At 69.2% G+C, this 11,376-nt stretch carries 10 protein-coding genes; 6 read left to right on the forward strand and 4 right to left on the reverse strand.

Annotation, left to right across the window (positions count from 1 at the left end):
• Positions 1 to 973 (reverse strand): trypsin-like peptidase domain-containing protein (locus tag ACKVMH_RS10635; RefSeq protein ID WP_412700267.1); only part of this gene is annotated, 973 nt, incomplete at its 3' end.
• Positions 974 to 1,505: 532 nt separating this feature from the next.
• On the opposite strand from ACKVMH_RS10635, the gene ACKVMH_RS10640 reads away from it, so the two are divergent.
• The 4 genes from ACKVMH_RS10640 (at position 1,506) to ACKVMH_RS10655 (ending at position 6,440) form a co-directional block, all read left to right on the forward strand.
• Positions 1,506 to 3,659, forward strand: a complete 2,154-nt coding sequence (locus tag ACKVMH_RS10640) for an adenosylcobalamin-dependent ribonucleoside-diphosphate reductase (RefSeq protein ID WP_412700259.1) — start codon at positions 1,506 to 1,508, stop codon at positions 3,657 to 3,659.
• A 142-nt stretch (positions 3,660 to 3,801) separates the two neighbouring features.
• Positions 3,802 to 4,587: a histone H1-like repetitive region-containing protein gene (locus ACKVMH_RS10645; protein WP_412700260.1), complete on the forward strand. Its 786-nt coding sequence runs from the start codon at positions 3,802 to 3,804 to the stop codon at positions 4,585 to 4,587.
• Positions 4,588 to 4,665: 78 nt separating this feature from the next.
• The gene (locus tag ACKVMH_RS10650) at positions 4,666 to 5,511 is read left to right on the forward strand and encodes a TSCPD domain-containing protein (RefSeq protein ID WP_412700261.1); all 846 of its coding nucleotides are present in this window, start codon (positions 4,666 to 4,668) and stop codon (positions 5,509 to 5,511) included.
• Positions 5,512 to 5,549: 38 nt separating this feature from the next.
• A complete protein-coding gene (locus ACKVMH_RS10655; RefSeq protein ID WP_412700262.1) occupies positions 5,550 to 6,440 on the forward strand; it encodes an NAD(P)/FAD-dependent oxidoreductase in 891 nt (296 codons plus the stop codon).
• A gap of 201 nt (positions 6,441 to 6,641) precedes the next feature.
• Here the strand turns inward: ACKVMH_RS10655 and ACKVMH_RS10660 are convergent, their stop codons facing one another.
• On the reverse strand, positions 6,642 to 7,937 hold the full coding sequence (locus tag ACKVMH_RS10660) for an APC family permease (protein ID WP_412700268.1): 1,296 nt from the start codon (positions 7,935 to 7,937) through the stop codon (positions 6,642 to 6,644).
• Positions 7,938 to 8,148: 211 nt separating this feature from the next.
• On the reverse strand, positions 8,149 to 8,676 hold the full coding sequence (locus tag ACKVMH_RS10665; protein ID WP_412700263.1) for an outer membrane beta-barrel protein: 528 nt from the start codon (positions 8,674 to 8,676) through the stop codon (positions 8,149 to 8,151).
• A 247-nt stretch (positions 8,677 to 8,923) separates the two neighbouring features.
• On the opposite strand from ACKVMH_RS10665, the gene ACKVMH_RS10670 reads away from it, so the two are divergent.
• Positions 8,924 to 9,754, forward strand: a complete 831-nt coding sequence (locus tag ACKVMH_RS10670; protein WP_412700264.1) for an N-acetylmuramoyl-L-alanine amidase — start codon at positions 8,924 to 8,926, stop codon at positions 9,752 to 9,754.
• A gap of 128 nt (positions 9,755 to 9,882) precedes the next feature.
• Complete coding sequence (locus tag ACKVMH_RS10675; protein ID WP_412700265.1) at positions 9,883 to 10,539, forward strand: EF-hand domain-containing protein; 657 nt, start codon at positions 9,883 to 9,885, stop codon at positions 10,537 to 10,539.
• A gap of 59 nt (positions 10,540 to 10,598) precedes the next feature.
• On the opposite strand, the gene ACKVMH_RS10680 is transcribed toward ACKVMH_RS10675, so the two are convergent.
• A partial coding sequence (locus ACKVMH_RS10680) for a PQQ-dependent sugar dehydrogenase (protein WP_412700266.1) occupies positions 10,599 to 11,376 on the reverse strand: 778 nt, incomplete at its 5' end.

Here is an 11,376-nt window from a genome sequence, read left to right on the forward strand (position 1 = left end):
CGGCCGAGCCGGCCAGCACGCGCGTCACCAGCGCGCCGCGCTGCACGCCCAGCTCCAGCCCGCTGGCCAGCCGCGGCGTCACCGCCTGGGTGTCCAGGCCGAGCGTGCCGCGTCGCACCTCGCCGGTGCTGACCAGCTGAGAGAGCACGTTGCGCGCGAGGTTGGCCGGGATCGCGAAACCCAGGCCGATGTTGCCGGCCATCGAGCCACGCGGGTTGAAGCTGGCGGTGTTGATACCGACCAGCTGCCCGTCGAGATTGACCAGTGCGCCGCCGGAATTGCCCGGGTTGATCGACGCATCGGTCTGGATGAAGTTCTGGTAGCCCAGCCCTCGCAGGCCGCTGCGGCCGACCGCCGAAACGATACCGCTGGTGACGGTCTGGCCGATCCCGAACGGGTTGCCGACCGCGACCACGAAGTCGCCGACGCGCAGCGCGCCGGAGTCTGCAAGCGGGATCTCCTGCAGGCCGTCGGCCGGGATCTTCATCACCGCGACGTCGGTATCGGGGTCGGAACCGACGAACTCGGCCTCCATCGTGCGGCCATCCGACAGCGTCACGGACACCTCGTCGGCGCCCTCGATCACGTGGTGGTTGGTCAGCACAAGTCCGCGCGCGGCATCGACGATGACGCCCGATCCCAGCGACTGCTCGATCCGCTCCTGCGGCACGTTCGGGAACATCCGCCGGAACATCGGGTCGTTGGCGAACGGATTGTGGATCCGCACGCGCTGCTTGGTGTGCACGCTGACAACCGCGGGCGTGACGCGCGCCAGCATCGGTGCGAGCGACGGGATCGGCTGGCCGCCGACGACCGCCGGCAGCTGCGCGGCCGCGGGGGCGAGCGCGGTGGATGGCGCGGGGGCGGCAGGCGTGGCATGCACCGGCAACAGGGCGTCGCGCAGCGCGGTGGCGGCAAAGCCACCGAACGCGGCGGCGAGCACGAGCGCGGCGAGGATCCGGAGCGGGGTCAGGGTCGTGTTCGTCATCGGTGCAGGCTGGTATGTGGACGCGGCGGGCACGGCGGCACCCGGGGCCGCCCAGTGTGGCCGGGCCCCATTTAATCGCCGGTGAAGCCGGCAGGCGCGGCCGGGCCAACCTGACGATAACGCGGGTTGCCGCGCAATCCGGACAGGCCCAGCGCCGGTCGGCATACACGCTTCCAAACGGCGGCGGAAGCGTTGACTTCCCCCGGGGCCGGGCGTAGCTTGGCCACCTGCCTCGCACACAACATGTTGTGGTCGACGTAGCAGAAAAAGCCCAAGCGTAGGGGTTGCCCTTGGGAAGCTTGAGCAAGCGAGATCGCCCGGAGCGCCGCAGGACGCAGGCCCCGGCAACGGACGGAGCAGGCCTTGGCACGCCCACGCCGGTAACCAGAATCAAAGACGATGACGCGGTGCGCCCGGCGCCCCGTGCGGCCGGTCGTCGGCCACCCGCGACAACAACCAGAATGCAGCAACAGCGCCGCGACCCCATGCGCGGCCATCACGAGGAGACAGGACAGGCATGAGTACGGTGCGCCTCGAGGCGGTGAAGATGGACACGTCGACCCAGGACATTGCGATGCAGCCGGCGTCCCAGGACATCTGGGACAAGAAGTACCGGCTCAAGACCAAGAGCGGCGAGCCGGTCGACGCCGACATCGACGCGACCTACCGCCGCGTGGCCAAGGCGCTGGCGGAGGCCGAGCCGACCGCCGAGAAGCAGCAGTACTGGATGGAGCGCTTTACCTGGGCGCTGCGCCGCGGCGCGATCCCGGCCGGCCGCATCACCTCCAACGCGGGCGCGCTGGCGCACAAGCCGGCGACCTCGACGATCAACTGCACCGTCTCTGGCACCATCGAGGATTCGATGGACGGCATCCTGGAAAAGGTCCACGAGGCCGGGCTGACGCTGAAGGCGGGCTGCGGCATCGGCTACGAGTTCAGCACGCTGCGCCCGCGCGGCGCGTTCGTCGCCGGCGCCGGCGCGTACACCTCCGGCCCGATGTCCTTCATGGATATCTACGACAAGATGTGTTTCACGGTGTCGTCGGCCGGTGGTCGCCGCGGCGCACAGATGGGCACGTTCGACGTCTCCCACCCGGACGTGAAGGACTTCATCCGCGCCAAGCGCGAGGACGGCCGGTTGCGCCAGTTCAACCTGTCGCTTCTGATCACCGACGGCTTCATGGAAGCCGTCGCCGACGACGCCGACTGGCCGCTGGTGTTCCCGGTCAACATCAAGGAGAAGGGCGACGTCGACCTCGACGACGCCACCCAGGTCGTGTGGCGCGAGTGGCCGACCCACCGCAACTACATCGTCCGCGACGACGGCCTGGTGGCCTGCAAGATCTACGGCCACATCCGTGCGCGGCACCTGTGGGACATGATCATGGTCTCGACGTACGACTACGCCGAGCCGGGCTTCATCCTGATCGACCGCGTCAACGAGATGAACAACAACTGGTGGTGCGAGAACATCCGCGCGACCAACCCCTGCGGCGAGCAGCCGCTGCCGGCCTACGGCGCCTGCCTGCTGGGCTCGGTCAACCTGACCAAGTTCGTGCGCAACGCGTTCACCGACAAGGCCGAGTTCGACTGGGACGAGTATCGCGAGGTCGTGCGCGTGTTCACCCGCATGCTCGACAACGTGGTCGAGGTCAACGGCCTGCCGCTGGAGCAGCAGCGCAACGAGATCATGCGCAAGCGCCGCCATGGCATGGGCTTCCTCGGCCTGGGCAGCACCGTGACCATGCTGCGGATGAAGTACGGCAGCGAGGCGTCGTGCGAGTTCACCGACCGCATCGCCCGCGAGATGGCCGTCGCCGGCTGGGAGATGGGCCTGGAGCTGGCCAAGGAGAAGGGCCCGGCGCCGATCATGGCCGAGACCTTCGAGGTCGACGCCGAGATGCTGCGCAAGCGCCCGGAGATGGTGAAGGACGGCTGGAAGATCGGCCAGCAGGTCGAGGGCCGGGTGCTGCACGCCAAGTACTCGCGCTACATGCAGCGCGTGGCCGAGGTCGCGCCGGAACTGGTCAACGAGCTGGCCGAGGTGGGCGCGCGCTTCACCCACCACAGCTCGATCGCCCCGACCGGCACCATCTCGCTGTCGCTGGCCAACAACGCCTCCAACGGCATCGAGCCCAGCTTCGCCCACCACTACAGCCGCAACGTGATCCGCGAGGGCAAGAAGTCCAAGGAGAAGGTCGACGTCTTCTCGTTCGAGCTGCTGGCCTACCGCGCGCTGGTCAACCCGAAGGCGATGCCGTTCTCCGACGACGCGGCCGAGAAGCTGCCCGACTACTTCATCGCCGCCGACGACGTCACCCCCAAACAGCACGTCGACGTCCAGGCCGCCGCCCAGAAGTGGGTGGACAGCTCGATCTCCAAGACCGCCAACGTCCCGACCGACTACCCGTACGAGGACTTCAAGGACATCTACACCTACGCCCACTCCCGCGGGCTCAAGGGCTGTACCACGTTCCGGTTCAACCCGGCCGCCTTCCAGGGCGTGCTGGTCAAGGAAGCGGACCTGGAAAACACGACCTACCGGTTCGAGCTGGAGGACGGCCAGGTGGTCGAGGTCAAGGGCAACGAGCAGATCGAGTACGACGGCGAAATGCACACCGCCGCCAACCTGTTCGACGCCCTGAAAGAGGGGTACTACGGCAAGTTCTGATGGCCGGCTTCACTGTCTCATCCGCGCGCCGCGGGTATAGCATCGGCGTGGTAACACACTGGTTTCACCGAAAGGTTTCACCCGCGTTACCCGCAAGCCAATACGACGCCCGCGAGGAGGGCACATGAGCAACGGTAATGGAGTGACGGCCACGCTTTCGCAGGCCGCCGACAGCGTCAAGGAAACCGCCGGCAACATCGGCAGCACCATCGCCACCACGGCCGGCGAGGCCGCCGCCACCGTCCGCACCAGCGCCACCCGCGTGCGCAAGGCGGCGAGCACGTCGGTCGGAAACGCCAAGAAAAAGCTGGCCCGGGCCAGCGCCAACGCACGCAAGGAAGCGAGCAAGCTGGAAAGCAGTGGCGTCGGCAAGCGCGCCGCCGCCACGAAGTCTGCGAGCAAGAAGTCGGCGAGCAAGAAATCGGCCAGCAAGAAGGCGACGACCAAGTCGACGACGAAGAAGACTGCGGCGAAGAAGGCACCGGCCAGGAAGTCGTCGACCGGAACGACCCGCAAGTCGGCGGCGAAGAAGGCCACCGGCACCAGGGCCGCGACCAGCAAGGCTGCAACGAAGAAGACCGCAACCAGCAAGACCGCGACCAAGAAGACCGCGACCAAGAAGGCGGCAACGAAGAAGTCCGCAAGCAAGAAGACCGCGACGCGGAAGACGGTCGGCAAGAAGACTGCAGCGGCGAAGACGACCGGCCGGAAGAGCACCGCCCGCAAGGCGGTCGCGAAGAAGGCACCCGTTGCCAAAAAGGCGACGGCCCGGAAGTCCGCTGCGAAGAAGGCCACCGCGAAGAAGGCGACGACCAAGCGGGCGCCGGCAAAGAAGGCGCCGGCCCGCAAGGCAGCCGCCAGCAAGTCCGCCACCCGCAAGGCGCCGGCCCGCAAGTCGGCCGCCAAGCGCAGCACCCGCAACACGTAAGCCGCGTGACCGCCTCTCCGCCCAGCGGGCGGGGAGGCGGGACGCCTGTACCGGATACGCAACACCAGGAGCTGGCCAATGGCCGTCAAGATCGACCAGAAAATCAAGGGTTACAGCGTCGTCAGCCAGGAGGACCGGGCGCGGGAGGCGAAAGCCGATGCCGCTGCGCGTGATGCCGAGGCCGCCGCGACGCCGGGCGCCAACGTCATCCAGATGCACGAGAAGATCGAGCGTCCCGAGACCCTCATCGGCTCCACCTACAAGCTCAAGACGCCGTTGTTCGAGCACGCCCTGTACGTGACGATCAACGACATCGTGCTCAACGCCGGCAGCGAGCACGAGCAGCGCCGGCCGTTCGAGATCTTCATCAACTCCAAGAACATGGACCACTTCCAGTGGATCGTGGCGCTCACGCGCATCATGTCGGCCGTGTTCCGCAAGGGCGGCGACGTGACCTTCCTGGTCGACGAGATGAAGGCCGTGTTCGACCCCAAGGGCGGCTACTTCAAGGCCGGTGGCGTGTACATGCCGTCGCTGGTGGCCGAGCTGGGCAGCATCGTCGAGGACCACCTCAAGGCGATCGGGATGATGCACGACCCCGAGATGAGCGCCGAGCAGCGCGCGCTGATCGCCGAGAAGCGCGCCGCCTACGCCGCGCTCGACTCAAAAAAAAACGCTGAAATAAGCCCGGCCCCTGCCCCGGCGGCGGAAGGCAGCGTGCTCCGTGACGACCGCAGCGGCCAGCTGTTCCCCGAGCCGCGTATCAGTGACGCCCCGCGCGACGAGGACGTCGAGGTCACCGGTGATGGCGGCGTCGCCTTCCCGCCCAGCGCCACGATGTGCCACAAGTGCAGCACCAAGGCCGTGGTGATCATGGACGGCTGTGCCACCTGCCTGAACTGCGGTTACAGCAAGTGCGGCTGACCCGCCGCGCACCCGGCCCGCTGCTGGCGGGCTGACCGATGGCCAAGCCGCTCGACTGTGCGATTGTCGGCGGTGGCCCGGGCGGGCTGACGGCCGCCATCTACCTCGCACGCTTCCGCCGGTCGGCGGTGCTGATCGATGCCGGCAACGGCCGCGCCCGCTGGATTCCGGAAAGCCACAACTGTCCCGGCTTCCCATCGGGCGTCAGCGGGCGCGACTACCTCGCGCGGCTGGTGGTGCAGGCGCGCGGGTGCGATGCCCGGATCGAGTCGACCGAGGTCACCGGGATCCGGCGCGACGGTGACAACTTCGTGCTGTCCGGCGACGGGCTGGAGGTCGCCGCCCGCAAGGTGATCCTGGCGACCGGGTGCGAGGACGTGATGCCGGCCCTGGACGGGCTGGAAGAGGCGGTCGCCTGCGGCGCGTTGCGGCTGTGCCCGGTCTGCGATGGCTACGAGGCGATCGACCTGGACATCGCGGTGCATGGCCCGCTGTCGGAAACGGTCAACCACGCGGAGTTCATCCGCACATTCTCGAAGCGTGTCGCGGTGGTGCCAAGCGACGGGATTGACGATGCCGCCGCGCGCGGCCGTCTCGCCGATGCCGGGATCGAGGTGACGCCTCCTTCCGGCGGCCTGTCGTTCGACGGCCGGCGTTGCCACTTTCTCATCGGTGGCGAAAGCCGCGCCTTCGATGTCGTCTACCCGATGCTCGGCGCGCGGCAGAAATCCGGGCTCGCCACGGCCCTGGGCGCGGTGACTGACGACGAGGGCGCGCTGCGGGTCGATCGGCACCAGATGACCAGCGTCCCCGGCCTGTACGCGATCGGCGATGTCGTCAGCGCGCTCAACCAGATCGCGGTGGCGACCGGACACGCCGCCATCGCTGCCACACACGTGCACAACGCGCTGCCTGCCAACCCGGCGTAGGCCGGGCCGCGCGCCCGGGCGGGCGAGCCAACGCCTGCCGAACCCTCAGGGCAGCGGCTGCCCGGGGGTCGTGGTTGCGGCCACCGGCTTGCGGCGGAACAGGAAGACCACCGCGCCGGTGGCCAGCGCGATCGCGCCGGCAACCAGGTTCTCCGGCTTCGCACNCGCGCCCGGGCGGGCGAGCCAACGCCTGCCGAACCCTCAGGGCAGCGGCTGCCCGGGGGTCGTGGTTGCGGCCACCGGCTTGCGGCGGAACAGGAAGACCACCGCGCCGGTGGCCAGCGCGATCGCGCCGGCAACCAGGTTCTCCGGCTTCGCACTGGCCAGCAGCCCGAGCGACAGCAGCAACGCCAGCACCGGGATCAGCGGCCCACCGGGCAGCTGCATCGCGCCAGGTGCATCGCCATGGCGGCGCTGCAGCACCAGCACGGACACCGCGGTGCCGATGTAGGTGAACAGCCGCGCGACCACCGAAAGCAACGCCAGTTGCACGAACGATCCCGTCAGGGCGAGCGCCAGTGACAGCACGCCCAGCGTGATGATGGCAACCGCCGGCGTGCGGAAGCGCGGGTGCACCGACGCCAGTGCGCGCGGGCCGTAGCCGTCCAGCGCGAGCGCATGCAGGTAGCGCGGCCCGAGCATGATCGTGTTGCTGTTGGTGCCCAGGATCGACACCGTCGCGCCGACCGTCAGCAGCAGTGCCAGCCAGCCGCCACCGAAGCGTGCCGCAGCGTCCGCCAGCGGCGTCTGCGACTGCGCCAGGCCGGGCAGGGTGCCCAGTGCGACCCATTGCACCGCGAAGTACACCAGCGTCACCGTGGCGATCATCGCCAGCAACGCGAACGGCACGTCGCGGCGTGGGTTGCGGTATTCGCCGGCGGCCGCGGGCAGGTTCTCGAAACCGGCGTAGGCGAACAGCAGCAGCAGCGCCGCCTCGCCCAGGTCGCGCAGCGGGATTTCACCGGCCAGCGGCGCGGCCATCGAACTGTCGACGTACATCGCACCGATGGCGATGAACATCAGCAGCGGCAACAGCTTGGCGATCGCCAGGAACACGCCGGTGCGAGCGGCGGCGCGGACGCCGACCACGTTGACGATGACCAGGAAGGCCAGCGAGCCGACCACGATCGCGATGCGCACGCCGCCGTCGGCCGCACCCGGCCAGAAATGGGTGACCGCCTCGGCCAGGCCGTTGCTCAGCGCGGCGGCGCTGGCGATGCGCGTCAGGAACAGCATCCAGCCGACCTCGAAACCGACGAAGGGCCCGAACGCCTCCCGCGCGTAGAGGTAGCCGCCACCGGGCTGGTCGAAATAGCTGGACGCCTGCGCGTAGCACAGCACCAGCAGCGCCACCGCCCCGCCAGCCAGCAGCACCGCCCACAGGCTGGCCGGACCGAGCAACAACGCGGCCGCCGCCGGCAGCAGGTAGATGCCGCTGCCGATGACGTCGTTGATCGACAGGCCGAACAACTGCCAGCGGCTGACCGCCCGGACCATCGTCGGGTCGCCGGGCGGCGTGGGCGTGGGAACAGGCGCGGCGACGCCGGACGGGTTCGGTGCGTTCAAGGACATCCCCTGCAGTGGCTGCCGGGGCAGATTGCATGATCGGAGGCCCAGCGTCCACGCGCCGGCCCATAACGAAAACGGGCCGCCGGAATCCCGGCGACCCGTGTCCCGCGGTCACGCCCCGCCGCGGCGGGGCACGCCGTCAGAAGTCGAAGCGGACCTGCACCTGGGCCAGGTCGATCTCGCTGTCGTCGATCTCGAACCGGCTGTACTCGCCGCGCAGCGCGACCGCGTCGGTGAAGCGGTACTGCAGGCCAAGGCCGTAGGTCGGGTCGTTGCCGTCGTCGGACACGCCGGCGATCGAAGTATCAACGTTCCAGTCGCTGTAGCCCGCCTTGGCATAGCCGGAGAACCGGTCGGTAAACGGCAGCGTGCCGACGGCGACGAGGTAGGCGGCATCGGCTTCGAGCTCCGGCCCGGCCGAACCGAGCGGCTCGGTCTTGCCCAGGTCGGCGTAGCCTGCCTCGAGGCCGAAGTACGGGTTGACCTGGTAGCCGGCGAACGCGGAGAACGCGGTGTCCTCGTCGTCGAGCGCGCCGTCGTCGATCATCGCCTGGCCGGCACCGGCGCCGACATAGAAGCCGGGTTGCTCGGCGGCACCGGCGCTCAAGGCGGCCATGCCGAGGACGGCGGCGACGAGACCACGGGAAAGAAGGTTGCGCATGCTCATGTATCGACTCCTGTTGGCGGACATCGCGACGGGGGAGGGAGTGGCGATGGTCCGGCGACGGGCCCGGGCGGAATGCCCGGACAGCCATCGCTGCGGGAACAAGATGGGTGCGCGGCGCCGCGCCCAAAGGCACGAAAACGTGGATGCACCGTCCCGTCACTGGAACGGCGCGCGCCGCGCCATCGTCGCGGCGACCACGCGGGGGCTGCGCTACGGTGTGCGCAACCCATCGGACCGGAACCCCATGATGCGATTGCTGCTCCTCGCACTTGCCTTCGCTGCCGTCGCGCTGGCCGGCTGCACGACGACGTCGCCGCCGCGCAACCCGCTTGCCGAATGGCACGCGTCACCCAACCACGGGCCGCGGCGCGCGCGGGTCATCGTGCTGCACCACACCGCGATGGACTCGGCCGAGGGCGCGTTGCGGGTGCTGCAGACGGGCAACGCGGGTGGCCCGGTGAGCTCGCACTACCTGATCGGCGACGACGGCCGGCGTTACCAGCTGGTGTCCGAACAGGCGCGTGCGTGGCATGCCGGCGACAGCAGCTGGGCCGGCATCAGCGACCTCAACTCGACCTCGATCGGGATCGAGCTCGACAACAACGGCCACGAACCTTTCAGCGAGGCGCAGATCCAGTCGCTGCTGGTGCTGCTGGCCGACATCGTCGAACGCAACGGCATCCAGCCGCACCTGGTCGTCGGGCACGGCGACATCGCGCCGACCAAGAAGGACGACCCGAGCGCGTGGTTCCCGTGGCAGCGGCTGGCTGAGGCCGGCTTCGGGTCGTGGCCGACGGGGGGCGTGGGGCTGCCACCGCCCGGCTTCGACCCGTGGGCGGCCCTGCGGCTGGTGGGATACGACCTGGCCGACCCGGGTGCGGCCCTGGCGGCGTTCCATCGGCACTACCGCGGCCGCGACGACCGCACCTGGCTGCCGGGCGACGACGTGATCCTGCACGACCTGCAGGTACAACTGATGGCGTTGCCTGCGAGTGCCCCGCGCACGGACATGGCGCAGGGCAGCATCGGAACGCCACCGCCGGATGCCGGCGAACGCCTGAACAGCCCAGTTCGCTAAGGCGGCGGCAGCGCGGCGTGACAACGTCGTTAGGCGCGATCGGCGTCATCGTCGATACAGCGGGTACGGCAAATCCTGCCCCCGCCACGCACCCGCGTGGGCACCACGACGAAGCACAGGAGAACCGCATGAACACACGCAACCGCAGCCTGCTGGCCGTGGCCCTCGGCACCATCCTGATCGCACCGCTGGCCGCCGCGCAGAGCCCGCAGTCGAACGCCAACGCACGCGCCAAGGTGCAGCAGGACACCGTGCAGCACGATGTCATGCAGCACGACAACAAGAACGCCTTGCCGCCGCAGGTCAATCCCGAGGAAGTGCTGGAGCAGAGCGTCGACCCGCGCGTGCCCACCGGCGACGTCGCCGACGATGCCCTGGGTGCCGCGCCGCCGCCCCCGCCGGTGCAGTCCCGCGGTGCCGAGCACGCCGCCGATCATTCGGCCGTCGTCCAGCGCGACGCCTGGGGCCGGCTGGACGCCGACGGTGACGGCATGATCAGCGCGGACGAGGGCGAGGTCGATGCGGACTTCAGCGCCAACTTCGAAATGATGGACGGCGACGACGACGGTTTCGTGAGCGACGCCGAGTTCCGTGCCAGCGCGAAGGCCGGTACCGGGGACGATGCGGTCGACGACGTCGATGACCGCGACGACGACCGCGAGGCGGACCGGGACGATTACAACGAAGCGATCGAACCGGATCCGATGAACGACCGTGATGGCATGGACGACGATGGCACCGGCATGGATGACGAGGACGGCGCGCCCGACGGCGACGGCACGTAAGTCGGGCCGGGCCTGTTCCGTTGCATGCGACAAGGGCGCCCCTCGGCGCCCTTGTCATGTCAGCCTGCGCCCGGTGCGGCCAGCCGCAGCAGCCGCCCGCTTTCGCCGTCCTCGAGGAGCCAGACGTCGCCGTCCGGCCCCTGCTCGACTTCGCGGATGCGATGGCCCATGTCGAAGCGCTCGGCTTCGCGCGCGCTGTCCCCATCGATCGACACGCGCACCAGCGCCTGGCCCGACAGTGCACCCAGCAGCGCATCGCCCTGCCACTGCGGGAACGTCGCCCCGTCGTAGATCACCAGCCCCGCCGGCGAGATCACCGGCGTCCAGGTGGCTTCGGGCGCATTGAACTGCGGCCGGGTGTCATGGTCCGGAATTGGACGCCCGTCGTAGTGGTCGCCATCGGAGACGAGCGGATATCCGTAATTGGCGCCGCGCTCGATCCGGTTGAACTCGTCACCACCGGACGGGCCCATCTCGTGTTCCCACAGCCGCCCCTGCGCGTCGAACGCGATGCCGAGCGGGTTGCGGTGACCGAGTGACCAGACCTGCGCGGCCACGCCACCGTCGGCGGCGAACGGGTTGTCGGCCGGCACGCTGCCGTCGTCGTTGAGCCGGATGATCTTGCCGAGGTTGGATCGCATGTCCTGCGCGGGGTCGAACTTCTGCCGCTCGCCCGAGCTGATCCACAGGTGCCCGTCCGCCCCGAACGCGATGCGGTGGCCGTAATGGCCACGGCCGCTGACCTTTGGGACCTGGCGCCAGATGACCTCCACGTCGGACAGGCGGCCACCGCCGGCGTCATCCAGCGCCAGCCGGGCGCGCGCGACCGCGGCGCCG

The sequence above is a fragment of the Lysobacter zhanggongensis genome, assembly GCF_046638635.1.
GTDB lineage: Bacteria > Pseudomonadota > Gammaproteobacteria > Xanthomonadales > Xanthomonadaceae > Novilysobacter > Novilysobacter luteus.

What these genes read in the sequence shown, in the direction of transcription:
- ACKVMH_RS10650 (WP_412700261.1), top strand. Translation starts at nt 4,666, where the DNA reads ATGGCCGTCAAGATCGACCAGAAAATCAAGGGTTACAGCGTCGTCAGC.
- ACKVMH_RS10670 (WP_412700264.1), top strand. Translation starts at nt 8,924, where the DNA reads ATGCGATTGCTGCTCCTCGCACTTGCCTTCGCTGCCGTCGCGCTGGCC.
- ACKVMH_RS10660 (WP_412700268.1), bottom strand. Translation starts at nt 7,937, where the DNA reads ATGGTCCGGGCGGTCAGCCGCTGGCAGTTGTTCGGCCTGTCGATCAAC.
- ACKVMH_RS10665 (WP_412700263.1), bottom strand. Translation starts at nt 8,676, where the DNA reads ATGAGCATGCGCAACCTTCTTTCCCGTGGTCTCGTCGCCGCCGTCCTC.
- ACKVMH_RS10675 (WP_412700265.1), top strand. Translation starts at nt 9,883, where the DNA reads ATGAACACACGCAACCGCAGCCTGCTGGCCGTGGCCCTCGGCACCATC.
- ACKVMH_RS10640 (WP_412700259.1), top strand. Translation starts at nt 1,506, where the DNA reads ATGAGTACGGTGCGCCTCGAGGCGGTGAAGATGGACACGTCGACCCAG.
- ACKVMH_RS10655 (WP_412700262.1), top strand. Translation starts at nt 5,550, where the DNA reads ATGGCCAAGCCGCTCGACTGTGCGATTGTCGGCGGTGGCCCGGGCGGG.